Raw genomic sequence first — 20,641 nt, 5'->3', positions numbered from 1 at the left:
GTAATTAAATTTTATTAAATTATATTTTAGATAAAAATAATAAGCTCGTAAAACCTAATTTACGAACTTATTATTATAATCTATATTCTATTTTTTTATTTATTAAGCTGCTTCTTCTTCTTTTCTATTTTTTCTATATGAAACAGTAAGAGCACAACCTAACATTAATACAATTATACCAAATCCAACTACTGTAGTTGTCTCAACTTCTGAACCTGTCTTTGGAAGAGAACCTGAATTCTTATTATTTTGAGCTGCATTTGAATTTGTAGTTGTAGCATTATTAGTCTTATTTCCATTTGTGTTTGTATTATTACTTGGTTTATTATTGTTATTATTGTTATTGTTATTATTGTTATTGTTGTTATCTGCTGGAGCTGCTCCATTAATTAATGGATCTGAGTAATTTACAACTAAGTGTTTACCATTTAAAGCTTCAAGTGAATTTGCAAGAGTATCTCTTATTGGAACTCCTGTATCAACTACATTTTGTGCTGCTGAGAAATCGTAGTTATCTCCACCAGTAGCCATAAAATCATTAGTTACTACTGAGTAAATTCCATTCATATCTATTTTAGTTCCATTATCTAAATACATTGCTGTGATTCTATCACCTTGTGGTCTTGTAGCATCATAATATACTTTTAATCCTGAAACTTGTACCCAGCCTATTTTTGAGTTTGCTATTCCATTTTCTATAACTTTCTTTAAATCTGATCCCTTAAGATTCATCTTAACTAATGTATTATCAAAAGGCATTACTTGATATAAAGTTCCCATAGTAATTTTTCCAGCTGGAATTGGACATCTAATTCCTCCACCATTTGTTATAGCAATTTGTGTTCCTGCTGCATTTCTCATAACATCACATACCCATTTACCAAGCACTGATGTGCCTTTATATCCAAATGCATCATAAGTTAAATCTGTATCTGTTGTACCTTCAACTTTATCCAATATTGGTCCAACTTGAGTCTTATAAGCGTTGAAAGTATCCTCAGCAACTTTATCATTTGATAAAGTTGTTGCTCTAGCATATAGTTTATCTATATTTGGAGTAATCTTAATTATTTTTCCTGTAGCATTATCTAATTCTATTGATAAATCTGCTAAATCTCTGCCATTATAATATCCTTGAACAACTGGCTTATTATTAACTGTACCACATACTGGTTTATGAGTATGTGCAGAAATTACTGCATCTATGCTGTCTACATTACATAAACCTGAATCTACAACTTCTCCTGTAATGTTTCCAGTAGTCTCATCTTGAGCTGATCCCATATGAGTTAATGCTATAACCACATCTGCTTTTCCTTCAGGTAATGTTCCTGATTTTAATTTGTCTGCCCATTCTTTTGCTGCTTTTGCTGGATCTCTGAATTCTAAATCTGCAACATTTTCTGGTTTTGTTGTAAATGCAGTATCTGGAGTTGAAAGTCCAACAAAACCTACTTTAACACCATCAACTGTAACAATCTTATATGGTTTTGCAAAATCAGCTGGTTTTCCAGTAGTTTTGCTATATATATTTGAGGCTAAGAAATCAAAATTTCCATCTTGTGCCCATTTGCTTATCCATTGTGTTCCCCAGTCAAATTCATGATTACCAACTGCAGAAGCTACTACTCCAACTTCTTTCATCATTGCTGAAACTGGTGCTCCATGAGTAAGGTTTGACATAGCACTTCCTTGATAGCTATCTCCTCCTGAAACTACTACTGTATCAGGATTAGCTTCCTTATATTCTTTTATTGCTTGAGTTAATTTTACCATTCCTATATTCTTTCCTTGAGCTTCAACTGAACCATGGAAATCATTGAATGAAACTACATCAATAACTTTGTTACCATTTGGATTCATTGCCTTCTTAACATCATCCCAAGTTACTGACTTTGAGTTATTAGAAGTTTGTTCTCCTGCAACTCCTGCTAAACTTATTGATCCATTATTTATATATTTAACTGCTAAATCTCTTTCATGAGAGTTCCAGTTGTTTCCTGTAACACTCCAGTTATTATCGCATTCAGGAGTTATAACTCCACCCTTAACTTCTTGAATATATCTTCCAATTAAGTCTCTGATTCTTCCATCGCCTAATCCTTGAGTTTGTTCTGATTTGCCAACAAGTGTTGGAAGTGATTCACCATCTCCAAAAATTGGACCAGCTGATAAAAGTTGAGTTCCTGCTCTATAATTATTTATTGACATATATAGAACATCTGCATCTTTAATAGGTGTACCATCCATCTTTGTTAAATCAACTATTCTACTTCCTGTATCTTTTGATATATCTACTTTATATTTTACTCCTGAGAACATATCATAGTTATATCCTGGTATAGATTTATTGAATGAAACAGTTAAATCTCCTGGATTATATTTATTATAATATGAAGCTGACCATTCCATATACTTCTTAAGCTGACTACCAGTAACCTTTAATACATATAATGTATTATCAAATTTATATATGTCAGCTGTTCCACACTTCTTGATGTCTCCTGCTTTTATATTTGCACCATCTTTAAATGCTGCTGCTGCTGAAACATCAATTTTATGATTAGCTATCTTTTCTCCATAGTACATTTGTACTTTGTTAATTAAATCTATCATAGCTGTTGGTTGAAGTTTAGCTTGTTCAATACCTGTTATTTCATTAGCAGGAACTAAATCTCCACCCTTTAAAGTTCCTATTACTGTATTAGCATCATTTATAGCTTTTTCACTATAACTTGCTAATTTTGCAGCAAGAGTTGGATCCACTTCTACTGTAGCGCCACCTTTAGGAGACATTTTATAAAGTGTAGCGCTTACATCTGTAGCTTTATTTGATATTTCATATTTTCCTTGAGAATTCTTTGTAAGCGTAAAGTTTAATTGACCAAGATCTTGTCCACCTTTACCTGCTTCTACTATAACTGTACCATTAGTTTTAGCTGCATTAAACTCTTCAATTGTTCCTGTTGAAGTCGTTCCATCCATTGCAGTAACAGTTACTGTATTCTTAGCTTTATTGTAAGAATATACTTTATGATTATAGAAATAATCTCCTGCTATTTCATTATGAAAATGTGCTGCTACAAAAGCATTGATTTCAGGACATTGATCTAATATATCCATTGCACCTGAACCTGAAGCATTGTATTCTTCATTTTCTCCCATATGATCAACTGCTACTATTAAATCTACATTTTGTTTCTTAAGTTCTGCTACTGCAGACTTAGTTTCATCTATTGGATTTGTAACCTTATATCCTTGTAAATTAGGACCATCCCATCTAGTAATGTTAGGTGTTGTCATTCCTATTAGTCCAACTTTAACTCCACCTTTGTTTATAACTGTATATGGTTTCGCAAGTCTTGAACCATCTGGATTATAAATATTACCACCTAGTACTGTTCCTTTAAATTGACCAATAACCTTCTTTAAAGTTGGTATTCCATAATTAAATTCGTGATTTCCTAAAGTTAATGTATCATAACCCATTTCATTCATTGCTAACATCATTGGGTTAGTTGAACCATCTAAAAATAGAGATTCTGAATTATCTTGTATAATATCCCCCGCATCTACAAGAATTGTGTTAGGATTCTTAGCTCTCAACTGTTTAACTACTGTTGCTACTTGCGCTAAACTGCCCTTTGTATCAGGAGCATTTATAGCATAGTCATAAGGTAAAAATCTACCGTGTGTATCAGTAGTAGTTAAGACTTGTAAATCTACCTTATTACTATCACTTCCTGTTATTTCAGCTTTTGCTGATACTGGCGTAAGTAGACTGACTGTCATTGCTGAAGCTACCAACAATGATAAAAATTGTTTCTTTTTAAAAGATTTTAACATAATGCGCCTCCCCTTGTGATTATGATAATTTTTATAAAATCATCCTTACTTTAGGTATTATATTATAATAATTCTGGTAAAACAATGAATTAAGTGAAATTTTATCTATAAAAAAACAATTCTTAACAGAATTTTAACATTTGTAACATTATTTAATGTTTTAATACATAAAAAGCAGAATATTCCTATAAATTATCCTGCTTTTTAAATCATATTATTAATTTAATTAATATAATAGCCAAAAAATAAATATCAGTACATTTTATTCCTATTTTACAATATTGCTAGAATTACAAAATTAATAATAAACAATCCTGTACAAACCCATAAAATAGGATGTATTTCTTTAGCCTTTCCTTTACATATCTTTGTAACACAATAGAATATAAAACCTGCTGCTATTCCATAAGATATACTATAGCAGAATCCCATGAATACTGATGCAAAGAATGCTGGAATTGCTTCTTCTAAATCACTCCAGTTAATTTCTTTGAATGAAGATAACATCATTACACCAACTACAATTAATGCTGGTGCAGTTGCTTGTGCTGGAACAACACCTATTACTGGTGCTAAGAAAACACTTGCAATAAATAGAACTGCTGTAACAACTGCTGTTAATCCAGTACGTCCACCTGCTCCGATACCAGCGGCACTTTCTACATATGTTGTAGTATTTGAAGTACCAAAAAGAGCACCTATTGATGTTGCAATTGAATCTGCAAATAAAGCCTTGTCCATTTTGGATTTAAATCCTGATCCACTTTCAAGAGCTTTTTGATCTTCTTCACTGAAAATACCAGTACGACGACCTGTTCCTATGAAAGTTCCAATTGTATCAAATGTATCTGATAAACTAAATGCGAAAATAGTAATTAAAACTAAAGGAATATTAGCACCACTACTAAATAAAGATAAAAGTCCTTTATCACCGAAAGCAACTCCAAACGTTTGTCCTAATTGACTAAATGATTCCCCTATACCTGTGCTTGTACCAATTGCTGATAAATCAACAACTCCCATTGGTATCCCTATAATTGTAGTAAGAGCTATGCCTATAATTATTGCTCCTCTAATATTAAGAATTAAAAGAACTACTACAATTAGAAGTCCTATTAAAGCTAAAAGCACTCCTGGCTTATTAAAGGCTACAAGCGCTGGAACTGCACTACTGTTAGCAATAACAGTACCACTCTTCTCCAATAAATATGTGTTTGGATCTGAAGTAAAGTTAATTAATCCAGCATTCTTAATACCAATATAGGCTATAAATACACCAATACCACCACCAATAGCATGTTGTATACTTTCTGGTATCGCTTTTATAATTAATTTACGAACTTTTGTTACTGTTATAGTTATATTAATTAAACCACAAAGAAATACCATAGCTAAAGCTTGTTGCCATTTAAAACCCAATGAACCACATACAGTAAATGTAAAGAAAGCATTTAATCCCATACCTGGTGCTTGAGCATAAGGAACATTTGCAAAAAGTCCCATAACCAATGTACCTATAGCTGAAGCGATAATTGTAGCTAAAAATACTGCCCCCTTAGGCATTGGATTATCAGGTGTACCTGCTAATGACAACATTGATGGATTAACAAAAATAATGTAGGCCATTGCAAAGAAGGTAGTAACACCAGCCATAACTTCCGTAGAAAAGGTAGTATTATTCTCCTTTAACTTAAAAAACTTTTCCATTTATAAAACTCCCCTTTATAAATATATTAATTTTAATATAAAACATCACTATGGTTTCAAAAACACGAACATTATTTTAAAAAACCGCTTTACCAAATGATTATATCACGTGAATTTATTTCAAGGAACACATATTAAAAACTTTGTTATTTTATCAAAATTCGCACCAATTATTTAATCATTATTCGTATATATACATATATTATTATACTTTTTATAATAAATCGTTCACCTTGGGTTCTTTTATTCTTCAAACATGAATTATTTTTTTGCTTTCATTCTCTGTAATTAGTTTTGTATTATTCGTGTTATTAGATGTAATCATTATATAACTAGATTTTACTCAAATAAATAATTTCATTATTAAAACCTCTTTAATTGAGTTCTCAAATTGCTTACAGACTATTTTGTAACATAACAAACTCCATAAACATATAATATTTATGGTATATATTATTTTAGGAAGCGATAGTTTGAGTAAATTGAATCCTCAAAAACTTACGACTACATTCGGAACTGGTGTAACTTACTCTGAACCAATTATCCCACGACGTTATACTCTTACACACTCAGATGTCACTGCAGAACTTTTTCTAAACATTGCTCTCAAGTTTGCTTATGATAAAATAACTACAATGAGAGATGAAGTCCTTGGTGAATGGCTTAATACTGATAATAAATATACCTATCACGTATATTTATATGTGGATGGACAATTTGGTCCAGCTACTGCCGCTATAAGAAACGAAATATTTAGACGTGAATTACCACTAGCTTTAGAAGCAATTAGATATGGGGATAAACTTTTTTTTAGTGCCCATCCAGAATTAGATAATGCATTTATAATTGTGCATTTTAACTCACTCAGCCCACGTTACAACAAAAAGGAAAATTGGGGAACCTTTTCTCAATACAATGTACCTAACAAATAAATATTGCGATTTAGCTTATAAAAAATGAGACAGCTTCCGCTGCCTCATTTTAATTTCACTTTATTATACTATAATCTATAATCTTATTCTTTGTGACATTTAATCTTAGATGGACAACTATCACAGCCACAACTACAGAACTTTCCTTTCTTCATATCCTTATATTTTTTATATACAACATAACCTGCATATGCAATTATAGCAGCTCCAATAATAATCTCTATCATATACTCGTCCTCCTCCAAATAATAAAAATTAGGTTACTTAAATAATTAATGATCCAATTTGATATATAATTGTAGCTATTGCCCACGCAACGGCTAATTGGAACAAAATTATGAAGCCTGTTAATTTCCATGATTTTGTTTCTTTCTTAATTGTGGCAACTGCAGCCATACAAGGTGTATACAACAAGCAGAATACCATAAGTGCATAAGCGTTAAGTGGTCCAAAGCCATATTGCCCAAGAGCAGTTGCTAAGCCTGTCATACCAACTGCTGAATTTATGTTACTTATTGAGAACAATACACTAAAACTTGAAACAACTACTTCTTTTGCTGCCAAGCCTGATATAAGTGCCACAACAATCTGCCACATTCCAAGTCCAGCTGGTTTTAAAACCGGTACTAAAACTTTTCCAATGTTTGCGCCAAAACTTTTTGATATATCATTTGTCATTCCATTAGTACTGAAATTTAATAAGAACCATAATACAATTGAGGCTACAAATATAGTTGTTCCGGCTTTTGATAAATAATCTTTTACCTTTTCCCAAACATAAATTGCTATAGTTCTTGCATTAGGTGACTTATATTCTGGTAACTCAATTAATAATGTGTTAGTTTCCTTTTTTGCGCCTAGCTTACTCATAATAACAGCTATAGAAATTGCAACAACTAAGCCAATAACATACATTGAAAATGCAACTATCATTGCATAATTAGGAAAAAATATTTCTGAAAACAGTACGTATATAGGCAACCTTGCACTACACGACATAAATGGAGTTATAAGAATTGTTTTAAATCTATCTCTTTGGTTTTCTAGTGTACGAGAGGCCATAATAGCCGGCACAGTACAACCAAAGCCTAATATCATTGGTATGAATGCTCTACCTGATAACCCCATCTTGCCCATTAGTCCATCCATAACATAGGCTACTCTCGCCATATATCCACTATCTTCCAAGAATCCTAAAGCAAGAAACAGTATAAATATATTAGGCAAAAATGTAAGTATTCCACCAACTCCTGCTATAATACCATCTACAATTAATGAAGTAAGCATAGGGCTTATATGTGCACTTTGCAGAAAAGTAAGTGTCCAACTTGAAAATGCATCAAGTCCTATTTGAAAACCACCCTTTAGAAAATCTCCTACAGTAAATGTTAAAAAGAATACTAATGCCATTATTGCTAAAAATATCGGCATACCTAGATATCTATTAGTCAAAAAATTATCTACTTTATCTGTTGTTTCTGCCTTCTCACTTTTATTAACTAAAACTTCAGCTATTACTTCTTCTATAAAGTCATACTTTTGATTTATAATATCAGTTTCATAATTTTTATCTATAATATCAGATAAATCTATCGGATGCTTTTCTTGTATTTCTGTATCATGTTCAAGCAATTTAATTGCATGCCATCTCACATTTTGAATTTGTGGATATTCTTTTTCTAATCTTTCTGAAATCAAATCAATTTTATCTTCAATTTCATCACTATAAACAACTACACAATCTTCATGATGATTATGTTTATGTTTGCTTTGGGTTATATTATTATGATAATGTTCTAGATTATCAAGCTTCTTGCCTTTATGATGAGATGCTGCATGCATAAGAACTTCTAAGCCAGTTTTCTTTCTAGCTGATACAGGTATAACTGGTATTCCAAGCATTTCTGGAAGCCTGTGCAAATCTATCTCCATGCCTCTTTCTTCAACTATATCCATCATATTTAATGCAAGTATAACAGGTTTACCAAGTTCTATAAGTTGCAGTGTTAGATATAAGTTACGTTCTAATGACGATGCATCAGCAACATCAATAACTATATCTACCTCATCTCCCAATATGTATTGCCTTGATACTTTTTCCTCCATTGAGTAACAAGTCAAACTGTATATACCTGGCAAATCCACAAGTTTGAAAACTTGATCCTTATATTTCATAGAACCTTCTTTTTTCTCAACACTAACTCCTGGCCAATTTGCAACTTTTAGATTTGCCCCTGTATATGCATTAAACAAAGTTGTTTTTCCACAGTTAGGATTTCCTATAAATCCTATGTTCAATCCTTCTTTCATTTACTTCCCCCCTACTACAATATTAAAACTTTAATTATATAAATATCAAAAACTTTAATTTCTTGTATACACTAAATACTATTTAAGCATTACTTTATAATATTTAGTTCTTGTCCTAATTCAGCACAAAAATACCTTCTGCGATTTTCTTACCTACTGCAAGTCTTGTCCCTCTTACTTTAAAAATAACTGAACCATTCTTTTTATTATTTAAGACCTTTATTTTAGTTCCACTAATTAATCCTAATGCTTGCAATCTCCTCTGAACATTTTCTTCAACTTCAATATTTTTCACTATATACTCCTTGTTAATAACTCCTTGAAGTAAATTCATAATTTCACCTTCTTACAACTTTATATTCTTATTATAAACTAAATAATACTTCTTTTCAAGAGTAATTGAAAGTCATTATCATTTATTTGATCTATACCCAGTTTTAATTTCATTTACAAAAAGAAAAACTCTGCAAACTGCAGAGTCTTTAATAAATTTATTCTATAACCAAACCATCCATATCTAATTTTTCTACTACAATTGATGTATCTAAACTTCGTTTTGCTTTTGTTGAGGCTAAGCTAGCTGTATTAACTAATTGTTTCACTACCTCAACTATATTATCAAATATTTTGTCTTTCAATTTGCAGGCTGTGATACCAATAGACGCTGTTACTGGAATGTCATTAGGAAATGTATATTCATTTATGTCTTTGTTTAATTTCTCAGCAAATTCCTTACATTGATTTATACCGTATGGAGTTAAAATTGCAAATTCATCTCCTGCGTATCTACACACAAAAACATCAGAATTATAATTATTTTTTACAACTTGTCCTACACCTTTCAAAACTAAATCCCCAAATATATGTCCATATTTTTTATCTATACTACCAAAATTGTTCAAATCTATAAACATTAATGTAACAGACTGCCCACTTTGAATAAAATCATAAGCCTTATGAAATATGTAATCATTTTTATATAATCCAGTCAATAAATCAATATGTTTCCCTATTTCCATCTCTATTCCTGTTCTTGTTACTTGACCTACAATATCATTTTTTTCTTTTACGAAAATCACATCTATTTCACTATTGGAATCATAAATCTCTTTAACCTTCCATATATGTGTATTGGTATCTGTACATATGTATCTATCTGTCATTACATCTGCAATTATTCTATTGGGATGAGCTATGGATAAATCTTTTTGTGTCAAAACACCCACCAATTTGTCATTTTCATAAACTGCTGAACATTCAATATTTTTTTCATAAAAAATGTTCTTTATACGTCGTACACCATCTAATACATCTACTCTATATATTTCTCTATCCACTATTTCTAAAACATTTTTTATCATAAATCTATAGATTTGCTAACATTAATTGCTATATTTACTTGCGCCCTTATAATCATAGTTTCGTTAGCAATTCTTCCTACCTCCCCCATTACTATTGGAATAAGTTTTTCTTTAGGGAGCATATTCAACAAAGATTTTCTTACTACAACTGCTTCAACATATTCATTCTCAATTCTAACTATGTCGTATTGATCTGGAGAAAGTATATCAACCATTCTTCTAGCAGCTTCTGGTCCTATAGGTGCATGCTTTCCTACTATCAATATATCTTGCATTGGAGGCATTTCAAACTCAGAAAACCTCATATTGATTTCTGCTTTTTTAGTTCCTTCTACCCTATTTTCCATAAATACTACACACTTCCTTTATTTATTAATATAATACTATCATAAATCTATCTGCTTTTCTATTACCTACAAAAAATTATACATACATTTAAATATAAACACAATTTTAACAAATAAAAATCTCATATTAGCTTCTGCCAACATGAGATTTCCACTTTAATATTAATTTAAAGATATGTAAACATGTATTTCACAATTATCTATATTCCCCCCACTTTGATACTCTTCAAAATCACAAGAATATTTTCTATCTAATTTCATAGACCATAACTTTGTCCAAAAATCTGCTATTGCTCTTTGCATGTGTCCTTTCACAATAAATTTAGCATACTTTCCTGATGGAATTTTCTTTACTACAATGCCATCCAATATTTGTTCACATTCATTAACTTCACAACAAACTGTTACATCGTATAATCCATTTACATCACTTTCATAATCAGAATACAACCCTATACTACACTGATTTTTCTTATGTTCTATAGCCTTATACATTCCATCTGCAAAAAAGTGTTGCCATAGTCCACCTATTACCTTTGGCATATTTTCATCTTGGTTACTGATCCTAACACATACCCCCATCACTACTTTTTCTTCTAATTCTACTATTTCATACTCCATAATCCATACTCCTCTTCTCATTTTATATAATTAGTATATTTTATATAAAATGACAACAGTATGTCATATTAAGATTTAAATTACTTGATTATAAATATAATTACTATCTAGCTATATCATTTCAAATATTTTTCTAACATCTTTTTATATTTATTCACTAGATTATCCCTAACATACAAAGGTTCAACAACTTTTACATGCTCTTCATACGACATTATACAACCATAAATCCAGTCTCCTTCTGGAACTGTAGCTCTAACAGTAAAACTTCCATCAATATTTTTTTGTATATCCTCTGATCTAAAATCATCGAATACTTTATATCCCATACATTCATCAAATTCTAGTACTAAAGTGACCATTTTGTATTCTATTTGGCTACTTGCATCACTAAAAATATTTTGAGGCACAACCCTATCAAAGTTATCCTCTGTAATAATAAGATTGCTAATGCGAGTAACTTTAAACATTCTATAATCATTTTTTGTCCTACAACAGGCATAAACATACCAGCTCTGCCCTTTAAAAACAAGCTTCAATGGATCTACAATTCTAGCTGACTTTTCACCATAAGATCCATAATAATCAAATTTAACAACTTTCCTCTGAAAAATAGCCTCCTTAAGAAGTTTAAATTTTTCTTTATCACCATCATCACTGCTCCAACTTGAAAAATCAACATCAATCCAACTAGTGTTATTCTTATTAAATAATGTTGCTAACTTATTTAAAGTAGTATTAACATTAGGGACTTCTAGTGCACTCAACCCTTGCAATGCTAGTAATATCTCATTTTGCTCCTTTTCTGAAAGCAATGATTTATTTATAATAAATTCAGGTAAGATACTAATCCCTCCACCTTTCCCTTTATTAGTGTAAATAGGTATACCTGCTATGGTTAAAGATTCAATATCCCTATATATAGTTCTCTGCGAAACCTCAAAATGTTCTGCTAATTCTTTCGCAGTAACTGTTTTCTTATTAAATAATATATATACAATTTCAAATAATCTATTTATCTGCATTTCTACCACCCTAATAAATTATATAATCAATAATATGACAACTATATGTCATATTATTGATTATATATCTAAAATCTATATTTTAGCAATAACTCCTTTACTTGTTAACAAAGTTTTGTTATAATTCGAATAATATTTTTACTGGAGGTGCAAGATATGAAGCTAATAAAACCAAATAAATTAAATCCTGGAGATAAAGTGGCTACTATAAGCCTTGGCTGGGGTGGTGCTGGTGATTCAGACATGCTATGGAGATATGGCATTGGAAAGAAACGACTTCAAGAAGAGTTTGGACTAGAAGTTATTGAAATGCCACATACCCTTAGTGGAAGTAATTATATTTATGAACATCCAGAGAAAAGAGCTGCAGACTTAATGATAGCATTTAAAGACCCTTCAATCAAGGGTATCTTCACTTGTATCGGTGGTTATGAAAGTGTAAGGATGCTCCCTTATATTGATTTCGATGTGATAAAAAATAACCCTAAAGTCTTTATAGGTTACTCTGATAACACTATTACTCATTTTATGTGCTTAAAAGCTGGCATATCTAGTTTTTATGGACCTTCAATCTTAGCCGAATTTGCTGAAAATGTAGAAATGCTTGATTATACAAAATATTGGGTAAGAAAAACTCTATTTAGCACTGAACCTATTGGATCCATTGAGCCAGCTAAAGAATGGGTGAACCAATACTTACCTTGGGAAGAGAGTAACAAACATATAAAAAGAAGCGTCGAAAACAATACTAGCTATGAATTATTACAAGGCAGCGAGAAAGTTCAAGGCCATTTAATAGGCGGTTGCATAGAGGTATTAGAAATGATGAAAGGTACTGAATTATGGCCTGATTTAAAAACTTTCGATGATGCTATCTTATTCTTTGAAACTTCTGAGGATAAACCTGATCCTAATTATTTCGAATATTGGCTAAGGAATTATGGAACCATGGGTATTATACAAAAAGCTAAAGGAATTATCTTTGGTAAACCTTATTTTAATGTTTACTACGAAGACTATAAGAAAGCAATATTAAAAGTAATTAGAGACGAATTAAAATTAACAGATCTTCCTATCCTATGCAACGTAAACTTTGGACATGCTTCTCCAATAATTACGATTCCATATGGTGCACTCGCTGAAATAGATTGTATTAACAAGCAATTTAGCATTTTGGAATCTGGAGTAATATAACTAAAATAACTTCTATGGTAGAATAGGTTTTGAAAGGTATAGAATCAATATTGGCTCTATACCTTTTTCATCTTTATTATTCCTCAAGTCTATACCCACCACTTTACATTGATAATTATTTTCATTTACTCTTCTATTTATTCTATGCTATATTATTTTTATAATATATATAAGTTCTAAGTAACAAGCTAAATATGGAATAGTTCTATATAAACTTACAAACTATATAAAGTGCATAGAATAAAAAATTTATACTAACCATAATACTTTTAACGGAGGAGAATAAAATTTATATGAATTTTAGCAAATTAAACAATAGATACAAAGGAATATTCTTTATAATAATGTCTTCCTTTGGCTTTGCCATGATGTCTGCATTCGTGAAATTATCAGGAGAGTTACCTTCATTTCAAAAGACTTTCTTCAGAAATGCAGTTTCACTAGTTATAGCATTCTTTCTTATAGTAAATCATAAAGGAAGCTTTTTAGGTAAAAAAGAAAATCAGAAAACATTGATTCTTAGATCAACATTTGGAACCTTAGGAATACTATTTAACTTTTACTCAATTGACAAATTAATTTTATCTGATGCAAATATGCTAAATAAGCTTAGCCCATTTTTTGTAATCATCTTCTCATGGATGTTCTTACATGAAAGAATAAATTTAAAACAAATTTTATCAATAATTGTAGCCTTTATTGGTGTTTTATTTATAGTTAAGCCTACTTTTAATTCAGATGTATTTCCATTTGTTATAGGAATTTTAGGGGGCATTACAGCTGCAGCTGCATATACCTGTGTGAGAGCATTAAGCGGAAAGGAAAACCCAGATACAATCGTATTTTATTTTTCACTTTTTTCAAGTGTTGTTACATTTCCATTAATGTTATTTTATTATGAACCTATGCAACTAATTCAGTTAGCCTATTTAATTCTAGCCGGAGTTTTTGCAAGCCTTGGACAGTTTGGTATAACCTTTGCATATAAATACGCACCTGCCAAAGAAATATCTATATTTGACTATAGCAACATAATTTTTTCTGCATTAATTAGTTTATGCTTATTTGGTATTCTACCTGATTATTTAAGCATTATAGGATACGTTGTTATTTTTATCGCTTCATTATATATGTTTTTATTTAATAAAAATTAATCTTTTTATTAACTTCCTTCTATTGATTCGAATTTAAATAATCTAGGATAATATGTATTTTTATTTAGCAAATAGGAAACTTCTATAATATAGTATTATTTTTATACCTATATACTCAGCAAAAACAATATAACTTAGGAGGAAAAAATGAAATCAAAAAAATTAATATTAGCATTAACAATGACTTGTATAATTGGCTTAGGTGTAACAACATATGCAAGTACAGATTCAGTAACTACTAATAATCTTATCATTAGTTGTCACCATCATGGATCTGAACTTAAAAATATTACAGGCATGAACGGTTCTGATTATGGAAAATCAGTATTAAAAAATAAATTAGGTTTATCTGACAAAGAAATCAACGAAGCCATTAAATCTGGTAAATCAATATATGATTTAGCTAAAGAAAAAGGAATGACTAAAGAACAATTTAAAGCAGCACTACTTGAAGAAAAATTCAAAGCCATTGACAAAGCCGTTGCAGATGGTAAAATAACAAAAAGTCAAGGTGATTCACTAAAAGAAACTGTAAAAAATAGTATGAATAGTTGCGACAGAAATTATAGTGAAAATTCTAATAAAAATCAAATAGAAAACAAAAACAACTAATTTTTTTAATAGAAATCATATTTAAAATACTTGGAATAATGTTTGACCATTATCCCAAGTATTTTAAATTATTTTTGAATATTGTTATCCCCATCAATAACCACATCTATCTTTCCTGTTTCAGGATCAATTATTAATCCGTGTACTTTTACATCATCAGGAAACAATGGATGGTCTTTTATCATTCTTACGCTTTCCTTTATTGATTCTTCAACTGATTCAAATCCATGAAGCCAGCCTTCAATGTTAATACCTGCATTTTTTAAGGTTTCTATTGTTTCTTCATTTATTCCTCTACTCACCATAGTATCAACAAGTTTCCTTGTATCCAAATTATTCATTCCACATCCATAGTGCCCAACTACAAAAACATCTTCAGCCTCAAATTCATAAACTGCAACCAGTATGCTTCGCATTACTCCTCCAAAGGGATGAACTACAGAAGCGCCTGCATCTTTTATTATCTTCGCATCTCCATTTTTTATATTCATTGCCCTTGGCAACAATTCTGTTAGCCTTGTATCCATGCATGTCACAATAACCATTCTCTTCTTTGGTATTTTTGTTGTTATATATTCTTCATAATCTTTATTATCTATAAAACTTCTATTATACTCTAGTATTTGTTGCAATTTACTCATCTATCTAATCTCCTTAGTTATGTCTAATTAATTTATATTTACATTTTAAAATCCTACATTTATTTATTATTAATAAAATTATTATATATAACTTTTATTTAAATACAACATAAATAATTTATTCTTTTTCTCATTATATATGCACTTATTAAATAAAAACTTCCTGTATTTCCACTGAAAACATAAATGTTATCTTAGCGTATATCCTTAATAACTCACATATATTCATCGATAACATAATCAAACTAATTTTTATCATTAAGGAGGAAATTCTTTTGAGAATTAATAAACGAATTAATATATTTTTTATATCATTGATTCTTGTTTTCTCAGTAAAAGCTGTTAATGTATTTGCTGCTAGTATAAGTGTTAAAGTTAATAGCTTAAATGTAAACAAGCAATCTGCCAAGGTAGATGAATCAGTTAAAATTAACGCTAGTGCTACAGGGAGTAAAAACTTACTATACAAATTTTCAATATTTGATGGAACTAGATGGTATGTACTTCAAGACTATTCATCAAAAAATAATACTGTTTGGAAACCTTATAGAGCATCTACTTCTAAAATAAAATTAGAAGTAAAAGATAAGTACTCATCTAAAAACTATAATTCTAAACAAATAAATTATCAAGTTTATAGTAATGTAAAAATACAAGCTCTAAGCACAGATGTAAAGGTTTCTCAAGTGATTAGCGCCCCTGTTCAAGTCACTACAATTACTAATTTACCTTCAGGTGTTCTTTATAAATACTCAGTTTTCGATGGACAAGCTTGGAAAACAGTTAGAGATTACACCTATAATAAATCAATGATTTGGAAAGCATTAAAAGCCGGAAAATACATTATAAAAGTAGATGTTAAACAGGCTAATTCTCTAAGAAGTCCTGATACTTCTACTCAAACAAGTATACAAATAGTAGACAAGCCTCAAGTTCAAGATTTATCTTCTGATGTTGCTTCTCCAAGAAAAATAGGCAACACAATAATACTAACTGCTAAATCAACTTTTGGTACATCACCACTATATAGGTATTGGGTAAATTCGGGAACAACTTGGGTTAAAGTTAGAGATTATTCTTCTGATGCAAATTACTCCTGGATTCCTACTGAAGAAGGTCAATACAAAATAAAAGTTGATGTTAAAGATTCTAAATCGCTTAATGATGTAGATGACTCTAAGGAAATATCATTTGGAATACTAAAGTATGGCGTATTAAATTATGTTGATACCAACTTAAGTCTAAGTGGATTTTTAGATAGTGAAATGAATTTAGCAACTAAAGCTCAAACTTGGAGTAATGGTAATTGGATTGATGCTACAAAAGATCAAGTAAGCTACTATTTAAACCCAACTAACTTCATTAATGACTATGGTATAAATCAATTTTTGAAGTTAAATTATGTAGATGGAATATCTGTAGAAGATTTAAATAAAGTTTTAGTTGGAAAAGGAGTCCTTGATGGTCACGGAGCTGATTTCTTAGAAGCGGGAAAGCAATACAATATAAATCCTGTATATTTAGTTGCTCATTCTCTTTTAGAAACTGGCAATGGTACTTCTGCACTTGCTAAAGGTATATCCGTAAAATCTATACATGAAGACTTTGGATACATAAATTCAAAAATTATTACTTTGGACAATCCTGTTACTGTATATAACATGTATGGTGTTGGTGCTTATGACTCCAACCCAGATCTATGGGGTTCTGAAAAAGCCTATAATGAAGGGTGGACTTCTGTATCTAAAGCAATTATAGGTGGAGCTAAGTTTATTTCCAAGGGGTATATAAACAATTTAACACTTAAACAAGATACTTTGTACAAGATGAGATGGGATATAAATACACTATATAGAAGTCCAAGCACACTATATGCACATCAATATGCTACTGATATAGGTTGGGCTTACAAACAATCAGTAATCATGAAAAAAATTATAGGTCAAATGAGTAACTCTATGTTCTACTACGAAATACCTAGATTTAATCTTCCATAGCATATTAAGTGAGAATCTATAGATAAACTAAATAAAATTACAAAATGCCAATTTATCAATAAATTTGATTGATGAATTGGCATTTTCCATTTTCCAGCACTTATAGCTTATATAACTTTTTGGAATGTGTATAGAACTGTTCCGCCTAAATGTTGGTAGAATTTTGTCGATTTTTATACCCTTGTCCACCAACTACCTTATGGAACAGTTCTATATGCATGTACCACATTTTAAGTAGATAGATATTATTACAACAAATAAAAATCATATTTTTATATTATTAATAAAAACTCTTAATGCTTCTTCCCAATTCCTCATTTCATCTCCAACTGTATATTTTAACATCATATTATCTAATGATGAATAAGCTGGTCTTTTTACTTTGCTCTGGTATTCATCAGAAGTACAAGGCTTCACTGTACATGAAATATTAGCAAATTCAACAATCTTGCAGGCAAAATCATACCAAGTACATTCTCCCTGACCTGAACAATTATAAATTCCATATTCCTCTGTAACAATCAACTTCAAGATGTGGTGTACTATATCTTCAACATTAGTTGGATTACCTCTTTGATCATTTACAACTGTTATAACTCCGTTTTCTTTTGCCAATTTTAATATAGTATATACAAAATTCTTACCTTGATATCCATATACCCAAGACGGTCTTACTATAAAATACTTAGAAGAAAACTCCCTTACAAAATCTTCACCCATTTTTTTACTCGCACCATAAATGCTCTGAGGATCTAGATGATCATACTCTCTAAAAGGTTTATTTCCTACTCCATTAAACACATAATCTGTGGAGATATGCACTAATTTTGCTCCTATTTTTTCACAGGCTATTGCCAAATTTTTAGGTCCTAAAGCATTTACTTTATATGCAAGTTCCTCATTTATTTCGCAACCATCTACATTCGTATACGCAGCTGCATTTATAACAACATCTGGTTTAACTTCTCTTATAAACTCTATTACCTTTTTATTATCTGATATATCTAATTCTTTAGAACCTGTACCTATAACTTCTACATTTTCTATCTCCCTAGGAATATTTCCTAATTCAGATTTTCCACTAGCTAATATATTCATTAATTGAGTGCCGACTTGTCCTGTTGCTCCTGTTATTAATATCTTCATAATCCTACCTTACCCTTCCATCATATCATCTATATACTGAGAAAATATTTTTCCTACTACATCAATGCTTATTATATTTTTTAAATATGGTGTATGAACAAACAAAAGCTTTGTATTTAAGTTATTTTTAATTATATATTCTAATCCACTAAAATACACATAATTGCATAGGTAATTACCTGGGTTATTGGATAGCTTCACTTTGCAATTATTGAACTTCAGACACTCTACTAGCGAAGCATACTCATAATTTGTCTGATAATCGTATTGTTGTCCCTTAGCAGTAGTTTCTATACAAATAGCTTTAGTAACTGGCTTTTGCCCAAAAACAATAACATAATCATAATTTACTGCTTTTATTTGTAGTTCCAATTGATTTTTACATATTGAAAAATCATTCTCTAAATATAATTTATTAACTTTATTCCTTGGATTAATTAAATCTAATAGGATTTTAGCTGAGTTATTTTTCCCCTTAAAACCTGCTAATAATGTATTCATAAATGCTATCCTCTCAATGTATACTACAATAACCAATTTTCTTCCATTATATAATATTATCTCAATTTATTTCCACATTAAATCAATCACACTTCTTACTTACATATTTCCACAAGCCATGTGAAATTAACTAAATGTTGGGTTTTTATAGAGCCCCCCAAAAATTCGGCATACTCTTTGATTTTTTCAACATCGGAATAATACTCATCTTCTACTATATCCCATAAATCCATTCTTCCGCCATCAACATACTTCTGTTTTTGTTTTTCTCTTTCAGCTTCATTTAAAAACATTAAATCAGCAATAATTAATTTTCCACCTTGCTTTAAATATCTTAATAGCAAGTTAATTGCATTTTCCTTCTCCAATTGATTTAAATGATGAAAAGCATAAGATGTAATTACTGCATCAAATTCATTTTCATCAAATGGCTCATCTAAAAAATTGCCTAATCTTAGATTAATATCAGAAAATTTATTCTTTGCCTTTAAAAGCATCTCTATACTCTGATCCATCCCAGTATATTTTATACCTTTAGGTAACCTTTTGACTATATTGGCAGTCCCACATCCAATATCAAGTACATTCTTTGCATTTGAGTTAATAATTATTTGAGCTATACATTTCAATACATAATCATATTTTTCAAATAACCTCAATTCATCCCATGAATCATTATTTTCTAAGGAATTATCATAATTTTTAGCCCATTCATCAAAGCCCCACTTATCAATCCACTCAGTTCTATTAGCTCTATTCTCATTAAGACATTCCATTATTCTGTCAAAATAATTATCATAATTTTCGTCTATCTTAACTTCTAATGCTTCATTTATACTCTGTTTTAAGGTCTCTTTTATTTTCTGCAATTCACTTATTTTGTTTTCAACCGCTTTAAATTGAAGATTTAATCCTCGAATTATTTTATTATCCTTACTAATTTCTTGGTCTAGAAGTTCCTTAATATTCTTTAATGGTATTCCCATTTCCTTAAGGAGTGTCACCTGCCTCAATTTCATAAGGTCATCTTTACTATAATTTCTATAGTTATTTTCCGTTCTTTCAGGCACTACAATTCCCATACTTTCATAAATTCTTAATGCTTTAGAAGAAATATTTAACTGTCTTCTAACTTCATTTGTATTCATTAATAATCACCTCAATTGAAATATAACCCCTGCCCTTTGGGCTAAGTCAATACCATTATTAATTATACACCCAGGCTTTTTTCTTTTAAATTCGTAAGG

General features: G+C 30.2%; 18 protein-coding genes. 5 read left to right on the top strand and 13 right to left on the bottom strand.

Annotated elements, in window-relative coordinates; genetic code table 11:
• Window positions 1-102: 102 nt before the first annotated feature.
• Both OCU47_RS03345 and OCU47_RS03340 read right to left on the bottom strand, forming a co-directional pair.
• On the bottom strand, window positions 103-3,846 hold the full coding sequence (locus OCU47_RS03345; RefSeq protein ID WP_261827177.1) for a 5'-nucleotidase C-terminal domain-containing protein: 3,744 nt from the start codon (window positions 3,844-3,846) through the stop codon (window positions 103-105).
• Between the two features lie 273 nt (window positions 3,847-4,119).
• Window positions 4,120-5,553, bottom strand: a complete 1,434-nt coding sequence (locus OCU47_RS03340; RefSeq protein WP_261827176.1) for an NCS2 family permease — start codon at window positions 5,551-5,553, stop codon at window positions 4,120-4,122.
• Between the two features lie 473 nt (window positions 5,554-6,026).
• Between OCU47_RS03340 and OCU47_RS03335 the strand changes: the two genes are divergently transcribed.
• The gene (locus tag OCU47_RS03335) at window positions 6,027-6,485 is read left to right on the top strand and encodes a staygreen family protein (RefSeq protein ID WP_261827175.1); all 459 of its coding nucleotides are present in this window, start codon (window positions 6,027-6,029) and stop codon (window positions 6,483-6,485) included.
• 83 nt (window positions 6,486-6,568) lie between these two features.
• On the opposite strand, the gene OCU47_RS03330 is transcribed toward OCU47_RS03335, so the two are convergent.
• The 7 genes from OCU47_RS03330 to OCU47_RS03300 form a co-directional block, all read right to left on the bottom strand.
• Window positions 6,569-6,712 (bottom strand): FeoB-associated Cys-rich membrane protein, encoded by a 144-nt coding sequence (locus OCU47_RS03330; RefSeq protein ID WP_261827174.1) that lies wholly within the window; start codon window positions 6,710-6,712, stop codon window positions 6,569-6,571.
• Window positions 6,713-6,749: 37 nt separating this feature from the next.
• Window positions 6,750-8,795: a ferrous iron transport protein B gene (gene feoB / locus OCU47_RS03325; RefSeq protein ID WP_261827173.1), complete on the bottom strand. Its 2,046-nt coding sequence runs from the start codon at window positions 8,793-8,795 to the stop codon at window positions 6,750-6,752.
• Window positions 8,796-8,910: 115 nt separating this feature from the next.
• Window positions 8,911-9,129, bottom strand: a complete 219-nt coding sequence (locus tag OCU47_RS03320) for a FeoA family protein (protein ID WP_261827172.1) — start codon at window positions 9,127-9,129, stop codon at window positions 8,911-8,913.
• 157 nt (window positions 9,130-9,286) lie between these two features.
• Complete coding sequence (locus tag OCU47_RS03315) at window positions 9,287-10,156, bottom strand: GGDEF domain-containing protein (RefSeq protein ID WP_261827171.1); 870 nt, start codon at window positions 10,154-10,156, stop codon at window positions 9,287-9,289.
• On the bottom strand, window positions 10,153-10,503 hold the full coding sequence (locus OCU47_RS03310) for a hypothetical protein (protein ID WP_261827170.1): 351 nt from the start codon (window positions 10,501-10,503) through the stop codon (window positions 10,153-10,155). The genes OCU47_RS03315 and OCU47_RS03310 overlap by 4 nt, the downstream gene beginning before the upstream one ends.
• 162 nt (window positions 10,504-10,665) lie before the next feature.
• On the bottom strand, window positions 10,666-11,124 hold the full coding sequence (locus tag OCU47_RS03305) for a GyrI-like domain-containing protein (RefSeq protein WP_261827169.1): 459 nt from the start codon (window positions 11,122-11,124) through the stop codon (window positions 10,666-10,668).
• A 116-nt stretch (window positions 11,125-11,240) separates the two neighbouring features.
• On the bottom strand, window positions 11,241-12,149 hold the full coding sequence (locus tag OCU47_RS03300; protein ID WP_261827168.1) for a helix-turn-helix transcriptional regulator: 909 nt from the start codon (window positions 12,147-12,149) through the stop codon (window positions 11,241-11,243).
• A 156-nt stretch (window positions 12,150-12,305) separates the two neighbouring features.
• Between OCU47_RS03300 and OCU47_RS03295 the strand changes: the two genes are divergently transcribed.
• The 3 genes from OCU47_RS03295 (at window position 12,306) to OCU47_RS03285 (ending at window position 15,109) form a co-directional block, all read left to right on the top strand.
• Complete coding sequence (locus OCU47_RS03295) at window positions 12,306-13,343, top strand: S66 family peptidase (protein WP_261827167.1); 1,038 nt, start codon at window positions 12,306-12,308, stop codon at window positions 13,341-13,343.
• 293 nt (window positions 13,344-13,636) lie between these two features.
• Window positions 13,637-14,497 carry a DMT family transporter gene (locus OCU47_RS03290; protein WP_261827166.1) on the top strand — a complete coding sequence of 287 codons (861 nt, stop codon included), beginning with the start codon at window positions 13,637-13,639 and terminating at the stop codon, window positions 14,495-14,497.
• A 147-nt stretch (window positions 14,498-14,644) separates the two neighbouring features.
• Window positions 14,645-15,109 carry a hypothetical protein gene (locus OCU47_RS03285; RefSeq protein ID WP_261827165.1) on the top strand — a complete coding sequence of 155 codons (465 nt, stop codon included), beginning with the start codon at window positions 14,645-14,647 and terminating at the stop codon, window positions 15,107-15,109.
• A 68-nt stretch (window positions 15,110-15,177) separates the two neighbouring features.
• Here OCU47_RS03285 and OCU47_RS03280 read toward each other — a convergent pair whose 3' ends face one another.
• The gene (locus OCU47_RS03280) at window positions 15,178-15,750 is read right to left on the bottom strand and encodes a beta-class carbonic anhydrase (protein ID WP_261827164.1); all 573 of its coding nucleotides are present in this window, start codon (window positions 15,748-15,750) and stop codon (window positions 15,178-15,180) included.
• A 275-nt stretch (window positions 15,751-16,025) separates the two neighbouring features.
• Between OCU47_RS03280 and OCU47_RS03275 the strand changes: the two genes are divergently transcribed.
• On the top strand, window positions 16,026-17,747 hold the full coding sequence (locus OCU47_RS03275) for an N-acetylglucosaminidase (protein WP_261827163.1): 1,722 nt from the start codon (window positions 16,026-16,028) through the stop codon (window positions 17,745-17,747).
• A gap of 264 nt (window positions 17,748-18,011) precedes the next feature.
• On the opposite strand, the gene rfbD is transcribed toward OCU47_RS03275, so the two are convergent.
• The 3 genes from rfbD to OCU47_RS03260 all read right to left on the bottom strand — a co-directional run bounded on the left by rfbD (window position 18,012) and on the right by OCU47_RS03260 (window position 20,542).
• Window positions 18,012-18,893: a dTDP-4-dehydrorhamnose reductase gene (gene rfbD, locus OCU47_RS03270; protein ID WP_261827162.1), complete on the bottom strand. Its 882-nt coding sequence runs from the start codon at window positions 18,891-18,893 to the stop codon at window positions 18,012-18,014.
• A 9-nt stretch (window positions 18,894-18,902) separates the two neighbouring features.
• Window positions 18,903-19,394, bottom strand: a complete 492-nt coding sequence (locus OCU47_RS03265; RefSeq protein ID WP_261827161.1) for a pyroglutamyl-peptidase I family protein — start codon at window positions 19,392-19,394, stop codon at window positions 18,903-18,905.
• 95 nt (window positions 19,395-19,489) lie between these two features.
• On the bottom strand, window positions 19,490-20,542 hold the full coding sequence (locus OCU47_RS03260) for a MerR family transcriptional regulator (protein WP_261827160.1): 1,053 nt from the start codon (window positions 20,540-20,542) through the stop codon (window positions 19,490-19,492).
• Window positions 20,543-20,641 lie beyond the last annotated feature (99 nt).

This window comes from Clostridium sp. TW13, from assembly GCF_024345225.1.
Classification (GTDB): Bacteria; Bacillota; Clostridia; order Clostridiales; family Clostridiaceae; genus Inconstantimicrobium; species Inconstantimicrobium mannanitabidum.
Note: the sequence above shows the minus strand (reverse complement) of the source record. Positions and strands in the feature narration are given on the sequence as shown.